The organism is Faecalimicrobium sp. JNUCC 81, from assembly GCF_053667625.1.
Map to the genome: position 1 here is coordinate 3,805,531 of NZ_CM132203.1, position 21,282 is coordinate 3,826,812.

At 38.1% G+C, this 21,282-nt stretch carries 13 protein-coding genes, 6 tRNA genes, 6 rRNA genes, 1 other RNA gene and 1 other annotated feature; of the genes, 1 reads left to right on the forward strand and 25 read right to left on the reverse strand.

The window, feature by feature from the left end; translation table 11 throughout:
- Positions 1-282 precede the first annotated feature (282 nt).
- The gene (locus JNUCC81_RS18815; protein ID WP_208334962.1) at positions 283-513 is read right to left on the reverse strand and encodes a glutaredoxin family protein; all 231 of its coding nucleotides are present in this window, start codon (positions 511-513) and stop codon (positions 283-285) included.
- A 187-nt stretch (positions 514-700) separates the two neighbouring features.
- Between JNUCC81_RS18815 and JNUCC81_RS18820 the strand changes: the two genes are divergently transcribed.
- Positions 701-1,906, forward strand: a complete 1,206-nt coding sequence (locus JNUCC81_RS18820) for an MGDG synthase family glycosyltransferase (RefSeq protein WP_454094779.1) — start codon at positions 701-703, stop codon at positions 1,904-1,906.
- Between the two features lie 92 nt (positions 1,907-1,998).
- Here the strand turns inward: JNUCC81_RS18820 and JNUCC81_RS18825 are convergent, their stop codons facing one another.
- The 24 genes from JNUCC81_RS18825 to JNUCC81_RS18940 all read right to left on the reverse strand — a co-directional run bounded on the left by JNUCC81_RS18825 (position 1,999) and on the right by JNUCC81_RS18940 (position 21,219).
- Positions 1,999-2,223 carry a hypothetical protein gene (locus JNUCC81_RS18825; protein WP_454094780.1) on the reverse strand — a complete coding sequence of 75 codons (225 nt, stop codon included), beginning with the start codon at positions 2,221-2,223 and terminating at the stop codon, positions 1,999-2,001.
- A gap of 144 nt (positions 2,224-2,367) precedes the next feature.
- Positions 2,368-2,967, reverse strand: coding sequence for a recombination mediator RecR (recR, locus tag JNUCC81_RS18830; protein ID WP_454094781.1), 600 nt, complete (start codon positions 2,965-2,967; stop codon positions 2,368-2,370).
- Between the two features lie 11 nt (positions 2,968-2,978).
- A complete protein-coding gene (locus JNUCC81_RS18835; RefSeq protein WP_454094782.1) occupies positions 2,979-3,323 on the reverse strand; it encodes a YbaB/EbfC family nucleoid-associated protein in 345 nt (114 codons plus the stop codon).
- Positions 3,324-3,437: 114 nt separating this feature from the next.
- Positions 3,438-5,069, reverse strand: coding sequence for a DNA polymerase III subunit gamma/tau (gene dnaX, locus JNUCC81_RS18840; RefSeq protein ID WP_454094783.1), 1,632 nt, complete (start codon positions 5,067-5,069; stop codon positions 3,438-3,440).
- Between the two features lie 294 nt (positions 5,070-5,363).
- Positions 5,364-5,628, reverse strand: an RNA gene (gene ffs, locus JNUCC81_RS18845) — signal recognition particle sRNA large type.
- Positions 5,629-5,657: 29 nt separating this feature from the next.
- Positions 5,658-5,749: transfer RNA gene (locus JNUCC81_RS18850), tRNA-Ser, on the reverse strand.
- 3 nt (positions 5,750-5,752) lie between these two features.
- The gene (locus JNUCC81_RS18855; protein WP_454094784.1) at positions 5,753-6,205 is read right to left on the reverse strand and encodes a nucleoside deaminase; all 453 of its coding nucleotides are present in this window, start codon (positions 6,203-6,205) and stop codon (positions 5,753-5,755) included.
- A gap of 306 nt (positions 6,206-6,511) precedes the next feature.
- A complete protein-coding gene (serS, locus tag JNUCC81_RS18860) occupies positions 6,512-7,795 on the reverse strand; it encodes a serine--tRNA ligase (protein WP_454094785.1) in 1,284 nt (427 codons plus the stop codon).
- Between the two features lie 228 nt (positions 7,796-8,023).
- Positions 8,024-8,229: a binding site (T-box leader), on the reverse strand.
- Between the two features lie 338 nt (positions 8,230-8,567).
- Positions 8,568-8,684 (reverse strand): 5S ribosomal RNA (gene rrf / locus JNUCC81_RS18865).
- Positions 8,685-8,693: 9 nt separating this feature from the next.
- Positions 8,694-8,767, reverse strand: a tRNA-Gly gene (locus JNUCC81_RS18870).
- A gap of 59 nt (positions 8,768-8,826) precedes the next feature.
- Positions 8,827-11,728 (reverse strand): 23S ribosomal RNA (locus tag JNUCC81_RS18875).
- Between the two features lie 170 nt (positions 11,729-11,898).
- Positions 11,899-11,974 (reverse strand) — tRNA-Ala (locus JNUCC81_RS18880).
- A 134-nt stretch (positions 11,975-12,108) separates the two neighbouring features.
- Positions 12,109-13,611 (reverse strand): 16S ribosomal RNA (locus JNUCC81_RS18885).
- Between the two features lie 110 nt (positions 13,612-13,721).
- Positions 13,722-13,798: transfer RNA gene (locus tag JNUCC81_RS18890), tRNA-Ile, on the reverse strand.
- Positions 13,799-13,808: 10 nt separating this feature from the next.
- Positions 13,809-13,897, reverse strand: a tRNA-Leu gene (locus tag JNUCC81_RS18895).
- Between the two features lie 5 nt (positions 13,898-13,902).
- Positions 13,903-14,019, reverse strand: a 5S ribosomal RNA gene (gene rrf / locus JNUCC81_RS18900).
- Positions 14,020-14,183: 164 nt separating this feature from the next.
- Positions 14,184-17,085: ribosomal RNA gene (locus JNUCC81_RS18905) — 23S ribosomal RNA — on the reverse strand.
- A gap of 170 nt (positions 17,086-17,255) precedes the next feature.
- Positions 17,256-17,331, reverse strand: a tRNA-Ala gene (locus JNUCC81_RS18910).
- Positions 17,332-17,465: 134 nt separating this feature from the next.
- Positions 17,466-18,968 (reverse strand): 16S ribosomal RNA (locus JNUCC81_RS18915).
- Together the 16S, 23S and 5S rRNA genes with 5 tRNA genes alongside form the textbook arrangement of a ribosomal RNA operon.
- A 181-nt stretch (positions 18,969-19,149) precedes the next feature.
- Positions 19,150-19,926: a SigB/SigF/SigG family RNA polymerase sigma factor gene (locus JNUCC81_RS18920; protein ID WP_454094786.1), complete on the reverse strand. Its 777-nt coding sequence runs from the start codon at positions 19,924-19,926 to the stop codon at positions 19,150-19,152.
- On the reverse strand, positions 19,926-20,312 hold the full coding sequence (locus tag JNUCC81_RS18925) for an ATP-binding protein (RefSeq protein WP_454096422.1): 387 nt from the start codon (positions 20,310-20,312) through the stop codon (positions 19,926-19,928). Before JNUCC81_RS18925 ends, JNUCC81_RS18920 begins: the two co-directional genes overlap by 1 nt.
- A 24-nt stretch (positions 20,313-20,336) precedes the next feature.
- A complete protein-coding gene (locus JNUCC81_RS18930) occupies positions 20,337-20,654 on the reverse strand; it encodes an STAS domain-containing protein (protein ID WP_454094787.1) in 318 nt (105 codons plus the stop codon).
- Between the two features lie 23 nt (positions 20,655-20,677).
- Positions 20,678-20,935 carry a DUF948 domain-containing protein gene (locus tag JNUCC81_RS18935; RefSeq protein ID WP_208333177.1) on the reverse strand — a complete coding sequence of 86 codons (258 nt, stop codon included), beginning with the start codon at positions 20,933-20,935 and terminating at the stop codon, positions 20,678-20,680.
- The gene (locus JNUCC81_RS18940; RefSeq protein ID WP_208333176.1) at positions 20,935-21,219 is read right to left on the reverse strand and encodes a YtxH domain-containing protein; all 285 of its coding nucleotides are present in this window, start codon (positions 21,217-21,219) and stop codon (positions 20,935-20,937) included. Before JNUCC81_RS18940 ends, JNUCC81_RS18935 begins: the two co-directional genes overlap by 1 nt.
- Positions 21,220-21,282: the final 63 nt, after the last annotated feature.

A 21,282-nucleotide genomic window follows, 5' to 3' on the forward strand; every position in this document is an offset into this window, starting at 1 on the left:
GTTTTTTTCTACTTGTTTGCCCTTTTCTTAAGGACAAGTAATACTATACCATCTTAATTTTATACCGTCAATACTTTTTTAAAACTTTTTTCAATTTTTTTATATAATTTATTTTTAATCGCTATTTTCCTTAGTTCTAGCTTATATTGTGTAATAATTTATTTTTTATTCACTCTTTATTTGAATAACATGCTTTTTTATCAATATAAAAAATAATACGTTCTGTAATTTACATTTACTGTAACATATATTATTTTTTATATTGATTTATTTAAAATTTATTTACATACCTAATAAAGACTTCATTCTATTTAAGTCAAATCCTAACACATGTTCACCATCTATTATCATAACAGGAATAGACATATACCCCATACGTATTAATTCTTTTCTAGCTTCTGAGTTTTTAGATATATTATATTCTATATATTCAATATTATTTAATTTTAAATATTCTTTTGCTTTTATGCACTGTATACATGAATCACTTGTATATATTTCTACTTTTTTCATTATATTTACCTTCCAAATCTTAGCATTTAAATACTTGTATTTTTTTTTATATTGTATTAGATTATTATTAACTTATTATTAGCAAATAATATATGTATATAATAGTCTAAGTTTTTAAAGTATAATTAATAATACATAAAATTATGTTATTGTTCAATATAACTCTACATTTTAGGAGGATTTTAATATGAGCAAAAAGATTTTAATTATGTCTGCTTCCACTGGAGGAGGTCATAATAGAGCTGCTCGAGCTATTAAAGAAGAATTAGAAAGTAAAACTATTGATAACGAGACAGTAGAATGCCAAATAATAGATAGTTTAAAATTAGTTAATAATACAATGGACAAAATAATATCTAGGGGCTACGAAAAGTCAGCTATATATACTCCTAAAGCTTATGGTAGTGTATATAGATTTTCTGAGAGTAGCTTAGTATCAAAGAATGAGTTTAAGGGTAATCTACTTACTTCTCTTATGGCTCAGAAATTTAAAAAGCTTCTTAGTGATTCACAACCAGATTTAATTATAGGTACTCACCCATTCCCTATGATTGCACTTAGTACATTAAAAAAATACACTAATATGGATGTACATAATCTTAATTTAAGTGATACTTTCCATAAAAAATACATTGATCTTAATGTTCCACCTATGATTTCTGTATTAACAGATTATACTACTCACTCAACATGGATACAAAATGAAATAGACTATTATATTGTTGGACATGAATATGTAAAAGAATTACTTGTATTTGAAGGTGTAGAAAGTGATAAGGTTAAAGCATTTGGAATTCCTGTTGAAAAATCATTTTTATCACATAGGGATAGAGAAACTGTCTTAGAAGAATTAGATCTATCTCCTGATAAATTAACAGTTTTACTTATGGGTGGAAGTTTTGGAGCTGGAAATATAAAAGAAACTTTAGCTGAACTTATGGAAATAGACAGAGATTTTCAAATATTAGTTATAACTGGAAGAAATGAAAGTCTTCGTGAAAAAATAGAAAAAGGATTATCTCAACATTTTCATGATAAAACTGTTAAAGTACTAGGATTTACGAATAAGATGAATGATATCCTAGCTTCTGTAGATGTATTAGTATCTAAGCCTGGTGGTCTTACTACTACAGAATCTTTACTTAAAGATGTACCTATGATAGTTCCTTACTATATACCTGGTCAAGAAGAAGAAAACTTAGATTTCTTATCTAACTGTGGAGCTGTTCTTAGAACTACTAAAAAATATAATTTATCTGTTTTATTAAAAGTTCTTATTGATGATCCATCTAGATTAGATATGCTTAAGCGTAATATAAAATCTATAAGGAAATTTAATTCTTCTCAAAATATTGCTAATTTAGTAGTGGATATTTTATCTGATGAAGAATAAATCAACTTTGAATAAATAAAAAATCAATATACTTTAAGTATATTGATTTTTTATTTATTTATTTTAATTTCTTATTTTATGTATGTTTTATTTTAGTATCTAGGTTCGTAGAAATCTTCTTCATAATCATATTGATAATTTTTATAATTATTTCTAAAATCCGTATTTTTATTCTTTGAGCTTTTATTAGTCTTCTTCTTTAGTAAAACACTCATATCATCTTGCTCACTATATTTAGGCTTATCTTTTGAATTTAATTTTTTAACTCTTTTTTCTTTCATAGCTTTATGCTCTTCTAAATTCATAGTTGATTTCATGTTGCACCCCTGTTTAAATTTTTAATTAAATATAACACAAATTATACAATAATGGTATCTATTCTTCAATAAAATCTAACTAAAATTTAACCACAAAATTCTCCTATTTAACGACAAAAAAAATCGAGGTATTTACCTCGATTTTTATATTTCTCTTCTACCCTCTAGAGCTTTAGATATAGTTACTTCATCTGCATATTCTAAATCTCCACCTACAGGTAGACCATGAGCTATTCTAGTAACTTTTATCCCCATAGGTTTTAAAAGTCTAGCTATATACATAGCAGTAGCTTCTCCCTCTATTGTAGGGTTTGTAGCCATTATTATTTCGGATACATCATTAGTACCTACTCTTTGAATAAGCTCTTTGATTTTTATCATATCTGGCCCAATACCATCCATAGGAGATATAACACCATGTAAAACATGGTATTGTCCCTTATAATCTCTTGTTCTCTCCATAGCAGCTACATCCCTAGGATCTTCCACTACACAAATAATACTAGTATCTCTATTTTTATTAGCACACATGCTACATATATCATTATCTGATATGTTACAGCAAACTGAGCAATACTTTATTTCTCTTTTAGCTTCTATAATCGCCTTAGATAGAGCTTCTACATCATTAGTATTCATATTAATAACATGAAAAGCTAGTCTTTGAGCCGTTTTTCTTCCTACGCCAGGAAGCTTTGAAAACTCTTCTATTAGTCTCGTTATGGGACCTGTATAAACCTGCATATTATCACCTACTAGAATAATCCTGGGATATTCATTCCTCCAGTTGCTTTACTCATTTGATTTGCTTGCATTTCTTCAACACTTCTTAATGCTTCATTTATAGCACTTAAAACTAAGTCTTGTAACATTTCTATATCATCTGGATCAACAACTTCTGGTTTTATAGCTATATCTAAAACTTCTTTTTTACCATTAACTTTAACAGTAACAGCTCCTCCACCAACTGAAGCTTCTATCTCCTTCGCTTCTAACTCCGCTTGCATTTTTTGCATATTTTCTTGCATCTTTTGAGCCTGCTTTAATATATTGTTCATATTTCCAGGCATCATTCCGCCTCCAAAACCTTTCTTAGCCATAACTAATTCCTCCTAAAAAACTTATTTTTATTTTACTATTATATCATAATAGCATTTATTATTTATCTTGTTTTATTTATTAAAATAATAATATTAACTTATTAATACTATTACTTATTTCTCTTCTATACTATTTTTTATTTCGAGTATATCCTCATTTACTATACCCTTTAAAATTGCTTCACCTTCATCTTGATTATCATTTTTTAATTCAAGTTTTATATTATTAACATCAGATTCTAATATAACTCTTATACTAAAGCTTCTATTTATTGTTTCTCTTATTACTTTCTCTATATACTGTAATGTCTGAGGATCACTTAGTCTTTTTTTAGCAAAGGCAAATCCATCTCCATAAATTATGTATAATATGTTATTAGAAACATTAAAACTTTGTACATCTCCTAATAAGAAGTATACTGGCATCTGTTTATTTTGCTTATCTTGTTTAATATTTAGTCTTATTTTATCCCAAGATGCTTCTATTAACTTAACATCTTCACTTTTTACATTTTCATATATGACTTCTTCTATCACATTAATTTTTTCATCTTCTTCAATATTATTAGATCCATTAGTAGTAGATACCTTTATATTTCCACTCTCAATCGTTTTTTCTAAATTTTCAATTCTCTTTATAAGGGATTCTTTACTTTCATCAAACATAGGTTGAGCAATTTTCATCATAGTAACTTCAGCTAATACCCTTGGGTTTGATGATGTCTTTATATTATCTTGAGTAACTGATAATATATTTAAAACTCTTATTAAGTCATTTATATCTACGCTTTCAGCTTGTTTTTTTAATAAATTAACGGTTTCTTCTGGTAATGATATTATTTCATCTAAATCCGTTGATACTTTACATACCATCAAGTTTCTAAAATGATCTATCAAGTCATTGATTAAATTTCTTATATCTTTTCCCCATATAACAAATTCATTTAATATTTGAAGTGATTTTTTAGTATCCTGATTTATTATACATTCAGCCATGTCAAACAACTGCTCAACATTTACAGTTCCTAAAAGCTCAACAACATCTTTATACTCTATCTTGTCATCTCCAAAAGATATACATTGGTCTAATATGCTTAAAGCATCTCTTAAAGCCCCTTGAGAATTTCTAGATATTAAATTAAGAGCTTTATCTTCAACTTCTATATTCTCTTCTTTGCATATCTTTTTCATTCTATCGCTCATATCTTTAACTGTAACTCTTTTAAAATCAAATCTCTGACATCTTGATAGAATTGTGGCTGGTATTTTATGTGGCTCTGTTGTAGCTAATATAAATATAATATATGATGGCGGCTCTTCTAATGTTTTTAGTAATGCATTAAATGCACCCTGAGATAGCATATGCACCTCATCTATTATGTATACTTTATATTTTGCTTTAGAAGGTGAGTACTTAACACTTTCTCTAAGTTCTCTTATATCATCCACGCTATTGTTAGATGCTGCATCTATCTCTATAACATCCATTATATTATCATTTAATATATCCTTGCATACATCACATTCATTGCAAGGTTCTTGATTCGTACTTTCAGTACAGTTTACTGCCCTTGCAAATATTTTAGCTGTAGATGTCTTCCCTGTACCTCTAGTACCTGAAAATAAATATGCATGTCCTACATTATCATTTTCTATCTGGTTTTTTAAAGTTCTAATTATATGTTCTTGTCCAACTACATCTTCAAATGTTTGCGGTCTATATGCCCTATATAATGCCTTATGCATAGCCATCTCTCCTTAATAAAATTCAATCTTAGTAATTTTACTTAATTATAAATTTATCTATCTAAATAATATGTTTAATATATACTTAATAACAAGTTATTATAGTATATATTTATTTGCTATATTCTCTAATAATAACTTTACGTATTAATTCATTATAATATATTATTTATCCAATATATTGAAATATTATATCATTATTTTCAAACAAATTTATTTAATATATATTTTATATTCTACATATTAAAAAATCCCTTAATATTTATTAAGGGATTATTTTTTATATATTAAATGCTGTACACCATCTATTGACTTACTTTCATAGGCGTTACCTAAACAGTTAGCTCCACTTAGGCACCCCCGCGGCACACGAAAGTGATCACTTACCGCTGCTTCCTTCCGGATCTGACGGGGTTTATGAGCTTCCATTGCGCAGGACCTATGTTTCAACACCACTTATTTAGGGCAGCCCTACAAAAGATAAGCCTCTAGATGGAATTCAATCCTGCTATAGCGGATTGCAGGTTACAGGGCACCGCTACCTCCCCATCTAGTACAGCAAAATTACAACCATATTTAAATGTCCTCTGGCGGAGAGAGTGGGATTCGAACCCACGATACGCTTTTAACGCATACTCACTTTCCAGGCGAGCGCCTTCGACCGACTCGACCATCTCTCCTAATTATCTTTTCCTTAAAGTCTTAAAAAATTCCTGTAATATGTTAGAACAATCATCTTTCAATACTCCAAATGAGATATCAACGTTATTGTCTTTATAATAATCTATTTTGAATTCATGCTGCTTTTCAGTGTATGAATTTTTTATATGCTTAGTTCCTATTATAAGTTTTTTTATTCTTGAGTTTACTATTGCCCCACTACACATAATACAGGGTTCCATAGTTACATATAAATCACAATCAATAAGTCTCCATCCACCTAACTTCTCTGCTGCTTGTTTTATAGCTAATATTTCTGCATGAGCTGTACAGTCGTTTAATTCTTCTGTAAGATTATGTGCTCTTGCTATTATCTGACCATCTTTAACAATTACAGCTCCTATAGGTGTCTCTTTTTTTTCATATGCTTTATATGCTTCTTTTAATGCTTCTTTCATATAGAATGACTTTTCCATATTTCCTCCTAAAACTTATAACAGTTTTATATTATCACAATTGTATTTATAATTCAACTTAAATTTAATTTGTACTTAAAAAATATAAAATCTTATAATTATAATCTCTAATTTTCCCTTAAAACATTAAAACATTTATATAAACTACTCTTAAATTTCTGTTTTTGTAAATATTACTTTTTAAGGATATATATCTTCTATATTATAAAGATTATTTTTAAATACTAAACTACATAAAATAAAGTCTTTAAATAAAAGGAGAGAGCTTATATAAGCTCTCTTGTATAATTAATAAGTATTTATATCTTATAATTCATTCTTCTTTATAACATCTACACCCATGTATGGTCTTAATGCTTCTGGAACTACTACAGATCCATCAGCTTGTTGGTAGTTTTCTAATATAGCAGCTAAACTTCTTCCTACTGCTAATCCTGATCCATTTAATGTATGAACAAATTCAGATTTAGATTTTTTATCTCTCTTAAATCTTATTCCAGCTCTTCTAGCTTGGAAATCTTCAAAGTTTGAACAAGAAGATATTTCAACGTATCTGTTGTAACTTGGCATCCATACTTCTAGGTCATATTTAAATGCAGCAGTGAATCCTAAATCTCCTGTACATATTCTAACTACTCTGTAAGGTAATCCTAATAATTGTAACATTTTTTCAGCATCATTAGTTAAAGCTTCTAATTCTTCGTAAGATTTCTCAGGATCAACGAACTTAACTAATTCAACTTTATTGAATTGATGTTGTCTTACTAAACCTCTTGTATCTCTACCAGCAGACCCTGCTTCTGATCTAAAGCATGGAGTGTATGCACAATATTTTACTGGTAATTGTTCAGCTGTTAATATCTCATCTCTGTGTATATTAGTTACAGGAACTTCAGCAGTTGGTACTAAGAAGTAATCTAATCCTTCTAATTTAAACATATCTTCTTCAAACTTAGGTAATTGTCCTGTTCCTACAAAACTAGTTCTATTAGCCATGAATGGTGGTAATACTTCTGTATATCCATGCTCATCTGTATGAGTGTTTAAGAAGAAGTTTATTAAAGCTCTTTCAAGTCTAGCTCCTAATCCTTTATATAAAGTAAATCTTGATCCAGTTATTTTACCAGCTGCCTCAAAATCTAATATTCCAAGTCCTGTTCCTATATCCCAGTGAGCTTTTTCTTCAAAATCAAACTTAGTAGGTTCTCCCCAAGTTCTTACTTGAACGTTATCTTCATCAGTAGTTCCTTGTGGAACATCTGGATGAGGAACATTTGGTATTCTCATTAATCTATATTCCATGTCAGCTTCAACTTCTCTAACTTTTTCATCAAATCCTTTTATCTTATCAGATAATTCTTTTAACTCCGCTTTAGCTTCTTCAACATCTTTACCTTCTTTTATAAGTTGAGGTATTTTCTTTGATTCAACATTTAATTCATTTTTCATTACTTCAACTTCTTTAAGTAATTCTCTTCTTTTATCATCTAATTCCACTACAGCATCAAGGTCAAACTCCTTTTCCCCTCTTCTATCCATAGCTTTTTTAATATCTTCTAAATTTTCTCTTATTCTTTTGATATCTAACATTTTATTGTCCTCCTATTTTTTATAATCTAAATATATTTATTAAATCCTTCACCCTTTTGAAACTATACGGAAAATGTTACTTAATATAAACTATTTTTTTATTTATTGATTTTTTATCAATTCTCAGTAATGGTAACGTTATTTTTAATGGTATATACTAAAATAAATTTAATTTTACAAGCGCTTGTTTGATTTATTGTAATAAAAAAAGACCTTCGTATTCCCTACAAAAGGGACGAAAGTCTTTGATCCGCGTTGCCACCCTAATTGATTATATAAACATATAATCCTCTCAGACCTGTAACGTAGGTATACGTCTAGCTTTTTACTAGAAGCTCCGGAATAGATTCAAAAACCATTATAATGAGTTCTCACCAACCACTCAATCTCTGAATATAAATTTGCTTTTTACTAATTTCCTTCTTTGCTTTTTACTATTTGTTTTATTTGATATTCATTATATTATATATATTAACAACTTTCAATACTATTATTCTATATTTTTATAATTTTTATTTTTATAATTTACCAAATACTGTTTAATACTATGTTCTTTATATAAAATTTAATGCTAATTTTTTTATAAATTTATTTTTTATCTGTCTTATTATGCAGTTTAATTGATAATTTAGTAGTAAGAACTAGTTGTATTTATAAAATTTTATTTTTTAATTCCCTTATAAAAATAACAATATATTTATAAACTTTTATAATTTAATATATAAAAAGACTTTAGATTATATAAATCTAAAGTCTTAAAATAAAAAAGATTACGTGGCTATGTCTTACTCTCCCAGGCAGTTGCCCACCAAGTACCATCGGCGCTAAAGAGCTTAACTTCTGTGTTCGGAATGGGAACAGGTGTATCCTCTTTGCTATAATAACCACATAATCTTTATGGAGCGGGTGAAGGGGATCGAACCCTCACAGCCGGCTTGGAAGGCCGGAACTCTACCATTGAGCTACACCCGCAATTTTAGAGTTAATACTCTGAAAACTGCAAACATTTATTAAATTTATCATTTTAAATTGAGGTCAAGTCCTCGACCTATTAGTATCGATAAGCTAAATACATTACTGCACTTACACCTTCGACCTATCAACCAGGTAGTCTTCCTGGGGTCTTACCCTTACGGTGGGAAATCTTATCTTGAAGTTGGCTTCGCGCTTAGATGCTTTCAGCGCTTATCCATTCCGTACATAGCTACCCAGCCATGCCCTTGGCAGAACAACTGGTACACCAGAGGTACGTCCATCCCGGTCCTCTCGTACTAAGGACAGGTCTCCTCAAATTTCCTACGCCTGCGACGGATAGGGACCGAACTGTCTCACGACGTTCTGAACCCAGCTCGCGTACCACTTTAATGGGCGAACAGCCCAACCCTTGGGACCTACTACAGCCCCAGGATGTGATGAGCCGACATCGAGGTGCCAAACCTCCCCGTCGATGTGGACTCTTGGGGGAGATAAGCCTGTTATCCCCAGGGTAGCTTTTATCCGTTGAGCGATGGCCCTTCCATGCGGAACCACCGGATCACTAAGTCCGACTTTCGTCCTTGCTCGACCTGTATGTCTTGCAATCAAGCTCTCTTTTGCCTTTACACTCTTCGTACGATTTCCGACCGTACTGAGAGAACCTTTGAGCGCCTCCGTTACTCTTTGGGAGGCGACCGCCCCAGTCAAACTGCCCACCTGACGGTGTCCCAAGACCTGATTCAAGGCCTCTGGTTAGGATCCCAGTACTACAAGGGTGGTATCCCAAGGATGACTCCACACAAACTGGCGTTCATGCTTCAAAGTCTCCCACCTATCCTGTACATGTAGTACCAAGACCCAACGTCAAGCTACAGTAAAGCTCCATGGGGTCTTTCCGTCCTGTCGCAGGTACCCGGCATCTTCACCGGGATTACAATTTCACCGAGTCTATTGTTGAGACAGTGCCCAAATCGTTACGCCTTTCGTGCGGGTCGGAACTTACCCGACAAGGAATTTCGCTACCTTAGGACCGTTATAGTTACGGCCGCCGTTTACTGGGGCTTAAGTTCACTGCTTCGATTGCTCTAACAGATCCCCTTAACCTTCCAGCACCGGGCAGGCGTCAGCTCCTATACATCGTCTTGCGACTTAGCAGAAACCTGTGTTTTTGGTAAACAGTCGCTTGGGCCTATTCTCTGCGGCCATCCAAAGGATGGCACCCCTTCTCCCTAAGTTACGGGGTCATTTTGCCGAGTTCCTTAACAATAGTTCTCTCGCTGGCCTTAGGATACTCTCCTCACCCACCTGTGTCGGTTTGAGGTACGGGCGCCTTTAAACTCGATAGAGACTTTTCTTGACAGTGTGAAATCAGCTACTTCGCTACTAAATTTCGCTCCCCATCGTACCCCAGCATTATCAAGACGGATTTGCCTATCTTGACTGCCTCAGTACTTAGCCACACATAACCAACAGTGTGGTTAGCTTATCCTACTGTGTCATCCCATTTCTCAAGCGTTTATTGGCGGTACAGGAATATCAACCTGTTGTCCATCACCTACGCCTTTCGGCCTCGGCTTAGGTCCCGACTAACCCAGGGCGGACGAACCTTCCCCTGGAAACCTTGGGTTTACGGCCCGTGGGATTCTCACCCACGTCTCGCTACTCATGCCAACATTCTCACTCGTATACTGTCCACGCGTCCTTACGGTCACGCTTCAGCCTGCATACGAAGCTCCCCTACCCATCATAATGATGCCGTAGCTTCGGTAGTACGTTTTAGCCCCGGAAATTTTCGGCGCAGGATCACTCGACCAGTGAGCTATTACGCACTCTTTAAATGAGTGGCTGCTTCTAAGCCAACATCCTGGTTGTCTGTGCAATCCCACATCCTTTACCACTTAACGTACATTTAGGGACCTTAGCTGACGATCTGGGCTGTTGCCCTTTCGACTATGAATCTTATCACCCACAGTCTGACTCCCAAGTATAAGAATACGGCATTCGGAGTTTGATAGTCTTCGGTAAGTGCAATACCCCCTAGGACATTCAGTGCTCTACCTCCGCTTCTCTCAACCTTGAGGCTAGCCCTAAAGCTATTTCGGGGAGAACCAGCTATCTCCGGGCTCGATTGGAATTTCACCGCTATCCACAAGTCATCCCCGAGCTTTTCAACGCTCGTGGGTTCGGTCCTCCACGAAATTTTACTTTCGCTTCAACCTGCTCATGGATAGGTCGCCCGGTTTCGGGTCTACGTCAAGTAACTTAAGCGCCCATTTAAGACTCGCTTTCGCTACGGCTCCGCACCTTAAGTGCTTAACCTTGCTACTTAACGTAACTCGTTGGCCCGTTCTACAAAAAGTACGCGGTCACACAAATAATGTGCTCCCACAGCTTGTAAGTGCAGGGTTTCAGGTTCTATTTCACTCCCCTCCCGGGGTTCTTTTCACCTTTCCCTCACGGTACTATGCGCTATCGGTCACTAGGTAGTATTTAGGCTTGGAGGATGGTCCCTCCTGCTTCCCACAGGGTTTCACGTGTCCCGTGGTACTCTGGATCATATCTAAAGAATTATCGTTTCAAATACAGGGCTATTACCTTCTATGGCGGAGCTTTCCAACTCTCTTCACTTACGATGACCTCTTCGTTTATGATATGTCCGCAACCCCAACGAAGAAAACTTCATTGGTTTGGCCTGTTCCGCGTTCGCTCGCCGCTACTTACGGAATCGAATTTCTTTCTTTTCCTCCGGGTACTTAGATGTTTCAGTTCCCCCGGTTCCCCTCGCTAAGCTATGTATTCACTTAACGATACTTAGACATTACTCTAAGTGAGTTTCCTCATTCGGAAATCTTCGGATCAAAGTTTACGTGCAACTCCCCGAAGCTTATCGCAGCTTATCGCGTCCTTCATCGGCTCCTAGTGCCAAGGCATCCGCCCTGCACCCTTAATAACTTGACCAGTTATTAAAAGTTATCGCTACTGAACAAACTTCGTATTCACTCAGTTTATTCCAGTGCTTAAAGTTGATTTTAAAGACTTATCTGTCTAGCTTATTTTAAAGACTTCATTGTCTATATATAAAATGATGTCATATCACTAAATGTTATGCAGTTTTCAAAGTACTAATATGGTGGAGATGAGGAGGATCGAACTCCTGACCCCTTGCGTGCAAGGCAAGTGCTCTCCCAGCTGAGCTACACCCCCATGTTATTAACTTTTTCAACGAAATATATTTTACTATATTTGTCGATTTTTGTCAATATTTTTAGCAAGTTTTTATTCGTTTTTCACAAAAAAATAAGAACTCTCAAAATTAAACAGTAGGTAATTCTCCTTAGAAAGGAGGTGATCCAGCCGCACCTTCCGATACGGCTACCTTGTTACGACTTCACCCCAGTTATTGATTTCACCTTCGACGGCCGCTTCCAAAAGGTTAGCAAACCGGCTTCGGGCGCCCCCAACTTCCGTGGTGTGACGGGCGGTGTGTACAAGACCCGGGAACGCATTCACCGCAGCATTCTGATCTGCGATTACTAGTAACTCCAGCTTCATGTAGGCGAGTTTCAGCCTACAATCCGAACTGAGAATGGCTTTAAGGGATTAGCTCCGCCTCACGACTTGGCTGCCCTCTGTACCACCCATTGTAGCACGTGTGTAGCCCTAAGCATAAGGGGCATGATGATTTGACGTCATCCCCACCTTCCTCCAGGTTATCCCTGGCAGTCCCTCTAGAGTGCCCAACTTAATGCTGGCAACTAAAGGCAAGGGTTGCGCTCGTTGCGGGACTTAACCCAACATCTCACGACACGAGCTGACGACAACCATGCACCACCTGTCACTTCTGTCCCCGAAGGGAAATCTCCGATTAGGGAGAGGTCAAAAGGATGTCAAGCTTAGGTAAGGTTCTTCGCGTTGCTTCGAATTAAACCACATGCTCCGCTACTTGTGCGGGTCCCCGTCAATTCCTTTGAGTTTCACTCTTGCGAGCGTACTTCCCAGGCGGAGTACTTAATGCGTTAGCTGCGCCACCGAAGGGGGTAACCTCCGACAGCTAGTACTCATCGTTTACGGCGTGGACTACCAGGGTATCTAATCCTGTTTGCTCCCCACGCTTTCGTGCCTCAGTGTCAGTTACAGTCCAGAGAGCCGCCTTCGCAACTGGTATTCCTCCTAATATCTACGCATTTCACCGCTACACTAGGAATTCTACTCTCCTCTCCTGCACTCAAGTTTCTCAGTTTCAAAGGCTTACTACGGTTGAGCCGTAGCCTTTCACCTCTGACTTAAGAAACCACCTACGCACCCTTTACGCCCAGTAATTCCGGATAACGCTAGCCCCCTACGTATTACCGCGGCTGCTGGCACGTAGTTAGCCGGGGCTTCCTCCTCAAGTACCGTCATTATCTTCCTTGAGGACAGAGCTTTACGACCCGAAGGCCTTCATCGCTCACGCGGCGTTGCTGCATCAGGCTTTCGCCCATTGTGCAATATTCCCCACTGCTGCCTCCCGTAGGAGTTTGGACCGTGTCTCAGTTCCAATGTGGCCGATCACCCTCTCAGGTCGGCTACTGATCGTCGCCTTGGTAAGCCGTTACCTTACCAACTAGCTAATCAGACGCGGGTCCATCCTGTACCGATAAATCTTTGATAAAAAAGTCATGCGACTCTCTCATGTTATCCCGTATTAGCATACCTTTCGGTATGTTATCCGTGTGTACAGGGCAGGTTACCCACGCGTTACTCACCCGTCCGCCGCTCTTTCCCGAAGGAAATCGCTCGACTTGCATGTGTTAGGCACGCCGCCAGCGTTCATCCTGAGCCAGGATCAAACTCTTAAATATAAGTTTTGACTTGGGCTCAGATACTGTTATATATCTGGCTTTGTTTGGTTGTTTCAAATTCTATAAATTAACCTACTGTTTAATTTTCAAAGTTCTTAATTAATTTATTATGGTGGACCATCAGGGACTCGAACCCCGGACCTACCGGTTATGAGCCGGGCGCTCTAACCAACTGAGCTAATGGTCCTAATAAATTATGGTGCCGAAGACCGGAATCGAACCGGTACGGGAGGTAAGTCCCGCAGGATTTTAAGTCCTGTGCGTCTGCCAGTTCCGCCACTTCGGCACATCACGTGGCTACGTCTTACTCTCCCAGGCAGTTGCCCACCAAGTACCATCAGCGCTAAAGAGCTTAACTTCTGTGTTCGGAATGGGAACAGGTGTATCCTCTTTGCTATTGTAACCACATATTGTGTTTATTCTTTTGTTTTAAGACAAGTATTATAATACCATCTTAAGTTATCAATGTCAACACTTTTTGTGAAATATTTTCATATTTTTCTAAGTAATAACATTTTTAGAGTTAATACTCTGAAAACTGCAAACATTTATTGAAATTATCATTTTAAATTGAGGTCAAGTCCTCGACCTATTAGTATCGATAAGCTAAATACATTACTGCACTTACACCTTCGACCTATCAACCAGGTAGTCTTCCTGGGGTCTTACCCTTACGGTGGGAAATCTTATCTTGAAGTTGGCTTCGCGCTTAGATGCTTTCAGCGCTTATCCATTCCGTACATAGCTACCCAGCCATGCCCTTGGCAGAACAACTGGTACACCAGAGGTACGTCCATCCCGGTCCTCTCGTACTAAGGACAGGTCTCCTCAAATTTCCTACGCCTGCGACGGATAGGGACCGAACTGTCTCACGACGTTCTGAACCCAGCTCGCGTACCACTTTAATGGGCGAACAGCCCAACCCTTGGGACCTACTACAGCCCCAGGATGTGATGAGCCGACATCGAGGTGCCAAACCTCCCCGTCGATGTGGACTCTTGGGGGAGATAAGCCTGTTATCCCCAGGGTAGCTTTTATCCGTTGAGCGATGGCCCTTCCATGCGGAACCACCGGATCACTAAGTCCGACTTTCGTCCTTGCTCGACCTGTATGTCTTGCAATCAAGCTCTCTTTTGCCTTTACACTCTTCGTACGATTTCCGACCGTACTGAGAGAACCTTTGAGCGCCTCCGTTACTCTTTGGGAGGCGACCGCCCCAGTCAAACTGCCCACCTGACGGTGTCCCAAGACCTGATTCAAGGCCTCTGGTTAGGATCCCAGTACTACAAGGGTGGTATCCCAAGGATGACTCCACACAAACTGGCGTTCATGCTTCAAAGTCTCCCACCTATCCTGTACATGTAGTACCAAGACCCAACGTCAAGCTACAGTAAAGCTCCATGGGGTCTTTCCGTCCTGTCGCAGGTACCCGGCATCTTCACCGGGATTACAATTTCACCGAGTCTATTGTTGAGACAGTGCCCAAATCGTTACGCCTTTCGTGCGGGTCGGAACTTACCCGACAAGGAATTTCGCTACCTTAGGACCGTTATAGTTACGGCCGCCGTTTACTGGGGCTTAAGTTCACTGCTTCGATTGCTCTAACAGATCCCCTTAACCTTCCAGCACCGGGCAGGCGTCAGCTCCTATACATCGTCTTGCGACTTAGCAGAAACCTGTGTTTTTGGTAAACAGTCGCTTGGGCCTATTCTCTGCGGCCATCCAAAGGATGGCACCCCTTCTCCCTAAGTTACGGGGTCATTTTGCCGAGTTCCTTAACAATAGTTCTCTCGCTGGCCTTAGGATACTCTCCTCACCCACCTGTGTCGGTTTGAGGTACGGGCGCCTTTAAACTCGATAGAGACTTTTCTTGACAGTGTGAAATCAGCTACTTCGCTACTAAATTTCGCTCCCCATCGTACCCCAGCATTATCAAGACGGATTTGCCTATCTTGACTGCCTCAGTACTTAGCCACACATAACCAACAGTGTGGTTAGCTTATCCTACTGTGTCATCCCATTTCTCAAGCGTTTATTGGCGGTACAGGAATATCAACCTGTTGTCCATCACCTACGCCTTTCGGCCTCGGCTTAGGTCCCGACTAACCCAGGGCGGACGAACCTTCCCCTGGAAACCTTGGGTTTACGGCCCGTGGGATTCTCACCCACGTCTCGCTACTCATGCCAACATTCTCACTCGTATACTGTCCACGCGTCCTTACGGTCACGCTTCAGCCTGCATACGAAGCTCCCCTACCCATCATAATGATGCCGTAGCTTCGGTAGTACGTTTTAGCCCCGGAAATTTTCGGCGCAGGATCACTCGACCAGTGAGCTATTACGCACTCTTTAAATGAGTGGCTGCTTCTAAGCCAACATCCTGGTTGTCTGTGCAATCCCACATCCTTTACCACTTAACGTACATTTAGGGACCTTAGCTGACGATCTGGGCTGTTGCCCTTTCGACTATGAATCTTATCACCCACAGTCTGACTCCCAAGTATAAGAATACGGCATTCGGAGTTTGATAGTCTTCGGTAAGTGCAATACCCCCTAGGACATTCAGTGCTCTACCTCCGCTTCTCTCAACCTTGAGGCTAGCCCTAAAGCTATTTCGGGGAGAACCAGCTATCTCCGGGCTCGATTGGAATTTCACCGCTATCCACAAGTCATCCCCGAGCTTTTCAACGCTCGTGGGTTCGGTCCTCCACGAAATTTTACTTTCGCTTCAACCTGCTCATGGATAGGTCGCCCGGTTTCGGGTCTACGTCAAGTAACTTAAGCGCCCATTTAAGACTCGCTTTCGCTACGGCTCCGCACCTTAAGTGCTTAACCTTGCTACTTAACGTAACTCGTTGGCCCGTTCTACAAAAAGTACGCGGTCACACAAATAATGTGCTCCCACAGCTTGTAAGTGCAGGGTTTCAGGTTCTATTTCACTCCCCTCCCGGGGTTCTTTTCACCTTTCCCTCACGGTACTATGCGCTATCGGTCACTAGGTAGTATTTAGGCTTGGAGGATGGTCCCTCCTGCTTCCCACAGGGTTTCACGTGTCCCGTGGTACTCTGGATCATATCTAAAGAATTATCGTTTCAAATACAGGGCTATTACCTTCTATGGCGGAGCTTTCCAACTCTCTTCACTTACGATGACCTCTTCGTTTATGATATGTCCGCAACCCCAACGAAGAAAACTTCATTGGTTTGGCCTGTTCCGCGTTCGCTCGCCGCTACTTACGGAATCGAATTTCTTTCTTTTCCTCCGGGTACTTAGATGTTTCAGTTCCCCCGGTTCCCCTCGCTAAGCTATGTATTCACTTAACGATACTTAGACATTACTCTAAGTGAGTTTCCTCATTCGGAAATCTTCGGATCAAAGTTTACGTGCAACTCCCCGAAGCTTATCGCAGCTTATCGCGTCCTTCATCGGCTCCTAGTGCCAAGGCATCCGCCCTGCACCCTTAATAACTTGACCAGTTATTAAAAGTTATCGCTACTGAACAAACTTCGTATTCACTCAGTTTATTCCAGTGCTTAAAGTTGATTTTAAAGACTTATCTGTCTAGCTTATTTTAAAGACTTCATTGTCTATATATAAAATGATGTCATATCACTAAATGTTATGCAGTTTTCAAAGTACTAATATGGTGGAGATGAGGAGGATCGAACTCCTGACCCCTTGCGTGCAAGGCAAGTGCTCTCCCAGCTGAGCTACACCCCCATGTTATTAACTTTTTCAACGAAATATATTTTACTATATTTGTCGATTTTTGTCAATATTTTTAGCAAGTTTTTATTCGTTTTTCACAAAAAAATAAGAACTCTCAAAATTAAACAGTAGGTAATTCTCCTTAGAAAGGAGGTGATCCAGCCGCACCTTCCGATACGGCTACCTTGTTACGACTTCACCCCAGTTATTGATTTCACCTTCGACGGCCGCTTCCAAAAGGTTAGCAAACCGGCTTCGGGCGCCCCCAACTTCCGTGGTGTGACGGGCGGTGTGTACAAGACCCGGGAACGCATTCACCGCAGCATTCTGATCTGCGATTACTAGTAACTCCAGCTTCATGTAGGCGAGTTTCAGCCTACAATCCGAACTGAGAATGGCTTTAAGGGATTAGCTCCGCCTCACGACTTGGCTGCCCTCTGTACCACCCATTGTAGCACGTGTGTAGCCCTAAGCATAAGGGGCATGATGATTTGACGTCATCCCCACCTTCCTCCAGGTTATCCCTGGCAGTCCCTCTAGAGTGCCCAACTTAATGCTGGCAACTAAAGGCAAGGGTTGCGCTCGTTGCGGGACTTAACCCAACATCTCACGACACGAGCTGACGACAACCATGCACCACCTGTCACTTCTGTCCCCGAAGGGAAATCTCCGATTAGGGAGAGGTCAAAAGGATGTCAAGCTTAGGTAAGGTTCTTCGCGTTGCTTCGAATTAAACCACATGCTCCGCTACTTGTGCGGGTCCCCGTCAATTCCTTTGAGTTTCACTCTTGCGAGCGTACTTCCCAGGCGGAGTACTTAATGCGTTAGCTGCGCCACCGAAGGGGGTAACCTCCGACAGCTAGTACTCATCGTTTACGGCGTGGACTACCAGGGTATCTAATCCTGTTTGCTCCCCACGCTTTCGTGCCTCAGTGTCAGTTACAGTCCAGAGAGCCGCCTTCGCAACTGGTATTCCTCCTAATATCTACGCATTTCACCGCTACACTAGGAATTCTACTCTCCTCTCCTGCACTCAAGTTTCTCAGTTTCAAAGGCTTACTACGGTTGAGCCGTAGCCTTTCACCTCTGACTTAAGAAACCACCTACGCACCCTTTACGCCCAGTAATTCCGGATAACGCTAGCCCCCTACGTATTACCGCGGCTGCTGGCACGTAGTTAGCCGGGGCTTCCTCCTCAAGTACCGTCATTATCTTCCTTGAGGACAGAGCTTTACGACCCGAAGGCCTTCATCGCTCACGCGGCGTTGCTGCATCAGGCTTTCGCCCATTGTGCAATATTCCCCACTGCTGCCTCCCGTAGGAGTTTGGACCGTGTCTCAGTTCCAATGTGGCCGATCACCCTCTCAGGTCGGCTACTGATCGTCGCCTTGGTAAGCCGTTACCTTACCAACTAGCTAATCAGACGCGGGTCCATCCTGTACCGATAAATCTTTGATAAAAAAGTCATGCGACTCTCTCATGTTATCCCGTATTAGCATACCTTTCGGTATGTTATCCGTGTGTACAGGGCAGGTTACCCACGCGTTACTCACCCGTCCGCCGCTCTTTCCCGAAGGAAATCGCTCGACTTGCATGTGTTAGGCACGCCGCCAGCGTTCATCCTGAGCCAGGATCAAACTCTTAAATATAAGTTTTGACTTGGGCTCAGATACTGTTATATATCTGGCTTTGTTTGTTTGGTTGTTTCAAATTCTATAAATTAACCTACTGTTTAATTTTCAAAGTTCATTTTTGCTTTGCCCTTTTCTTAAGGACAAGTAATAATATACTATATATTAAACAGTAGGTCAATACTTTTTTTAAAGTTTTTTAAATATTTTTTTCATACTCTTTTCTAAGCTTCTCTATTATCTTTCTTTCCAGCCTAGAAACAGTCATTTGAGATATCTCTAATTCTTTCGCTATTGTAGATTGAGTTTTATCTAAGAAGAATCTATCCTTAAATATTTTAGTTTCTAATTCATTTAAATTTTCCATAAATTTATTTACAAAATCTTTTTGTTCTATATTTCCAAAGCTACTTTCTTCTTGTCCTATTTTATCTATAAGAGTTATATCTTTATCTTCAGAATCATCATTACTTGAAGAATCTAGAGATATCGGCTGGTATCCATATGAGGCTTCCATAGCTTCTAATACATCCTCTTCACTACATCCTATATAATTAGCTATATCTTTTACCTTAGGGTGTCTCTTATTCTCTTGCTCTAAAGCAACTTTAGCTTCACTTATTTTCTTGCTTAACTCTTGTACACGTCTAGGTACTCTCAAAGTCCACACTTTATCTCTAAAATACTTTTTTATTTCTCCTATTATAGTTGGAGTTGCAAAGCTAGAAAATTCATATCCTTTTTCTATATCATACCTATCTATAGCATATATTAGTGCCAATGAAGCAACCTGATATATATCTTCAAACTCAACACCTTTATTTATATACTTTTTCGCTAGCAAGTTTACTAAATATAGATGCCTTTCGATAAGAGTGTTTCTAAGTTCTTTGTTGTTCTTATCTTTACTATATATCTTAAATAGCTCTTTTGTATCCATATTTAGGTAATCTGTAGCACTAGCTACATTTTTCATTAAATATCAACTCCTAAATATTTAGTCATCCTTACTATTGTACCTTGGTTTTCTTTTGACTCTATACTTACATCATCCATTAATGTTTGTATTATAAACAGTCCTAATCCATTTTCTTTTGGATTCTCTAAATCAGGTTGAACTGCATTTTCTATGTCATAACCTTTACCATTATCTTGAATTTCTATAGTAAGTCCATTTTCTAATATGATAAATGTTATATTGAATACATTATCATTACTATGCTTAATTGCATTAGTACAAGCTTCTGACACAGCTACCTTCATATCTTCTATATCATCTATTGAAAAACCTATTTTATTAGCTATTCCTGAAGTAGTTAGTCTTATAATACCTACATATTCAGGATTTGAACTTATTTCCATTTTTATAGTTTCACAAGTCAAAGCTTATCCCTCCACTTTAAATATTTTATCTAGACCTGTTATCGTAAAAATCTTTTTAACATTACTTTTAGGATTAATTATATATATTTCTTTATCATTAGTTCTTAATTTCTTAAGTACACTTATCATTACTCCTAATCCAGTTGAATCTATGTATTCTAAACTAGAAAGGTTAATTCTCATATCTACCACTTCTTGTTCCACTAGACCGTGTAAGTATTCTTTTAACTTATCCGCTGTAGATACGTCTAGTTCACCTTCTAAATTTATATCCCAAAAACTATTTTGTGAATCTAATTTTGAATTTATATTTATCGACATTGATAAACCTCCTTAGCATCTAATTATCTCTTCATGAATTTAAATACTTTTGTTATACTCGTAACTCTACTTGCTATATCAACTATATCTTCTGTATTTTTCGCTATCGATGCTACATTTTCTATAGTATCATTTATATATCTTTCATTATAATCTACTATTCTACATGCTTTTTCAACAATTTGTGTTGCAGTTTGTAATAATTTACTTAAATATATAGCTACTATTAATGCTGATACTCCTATTAAAACAGCCCCTATCTGCCATCCCATTGCATCCATTAATTATCTTCTCCCTCATCCTCAAAAGTTCTACTTATTACTATTTCATCTTCAGATATTTGTATATCATCTTCAGTAATATTTTCATCTATTAAAGTGTTTATCTTTTCTTTTACACCATCAAAAGTTTCTTGTAGAACATCTTTTGGATTATCTTTTACTTCTTCAAATTTTTCTTTAGCTTCTCTTCTTAATTCCGAACCTTTTTTAGGAGCAAAGAATAAGCCTGCTATAAATCCTAAAAAAGCACCTAATAATAGATATTTTCCTTTTTTATTACTCATAATACATTCTCCTCTTATTTAAAATTTTTATGTATTAGATTATGCAAAAAGAATAGGATATTA

Excerpts from the sequence above, each read along its gene's own strand:
- JNUCC81_RS18825 (WP_454094780.1), bottom strand. The coding sequence starts at position 2,223 with ATGAAATCAACTATGAATTTAGAAGAGCATAAAGCTATGAAAGAAAAA.
- JNUCC81_RS18935 (WP_208333177.1), bottom strand. The coding sequence starts at position 20,935 with ATGGATGCAATGGGATGGCAGATAGGGGCTGTTTTAATAGGAGTATCA.
- JNUCC81_RS18815 (WP_208334962.1), bottom strand. The coding sequence starts at position 513 with ATGAAAAAAGTAGAAATATATACAAGTGATTCATGTATACAGTGCATA.
- JNUCC81_RS18835 (WP_454094782.1), bottom strand. The coding sequence starts at position 3,323 with ATGGCTAAGAAAGGTTTTGGAGGCGGAATGATGCCTGGAAATATGAAC.
- JNUCC81_RS18940 (WP_208333176.1), bottom strand. The coding sequence starts at position 21,219 with ATGAGTAATAAAAAAGGAAAATATCTATTATTAGGTGCTTTTTTAGGA.
- serS (WP_454094785.1), bottom strand. The coding sequence starts at position 7,795 with ATGTTAGATATCAAAAGAATAAGAGAAAATTTAGAAGATATTAAAAAA.
- JNUCC81_RS18930 (WP_454094787.1), bottom strand. The coding sequence starts at position 20,654 with ATGTCGATAAATATAAATTCAAAATTAGATTCACAAAATAGTTTTTGG.
- JNUCC81_RS18920 (WP_454094786.1), bottom strand. The coding sequence starts at position 19,926 with ATGAAAAATGTAGCTAGTGCTACAGATTACCTAAATATGGATACAAAA.
- JNUCC81_RS18855 (WP_454094784.1), bottom strand. The coding sequence starts at position 6,205 with ATGGAAAAGTCATTCTATATGAAAGAAGCATTAAAAGAAGCATATAAA.
- JNUCC81_RS18925 (WP_454096422.1), bottom strand. The coding sequence starts at position 20,312 with ATGGAAATAAGTTCAAATCCTGAATATGTAGGTATTATAAGACTAACT.
- JNUCC81_RS18820 (WP_454094779.1), top strand. The coding sequence starts at position 701 with ATGAGCAAAAAGATTTTAATTATGTCTGCTTCCACTGGAGGAGGTCAT.
- dnaX (WP_454094783.1), bottom strand. The coding sequence starts at position 5,069 with ATGCATAAGGCATTATATAGGGCATATAGACCGCAAACATTTGAAGAT.
- recR (WP_454094781.1), bottom strand. The coding sequence starts at position 2,967 with ATGCAGGTTTATACAGGTCCCATAACGAGACTAATAGAAGAGTTTTCA.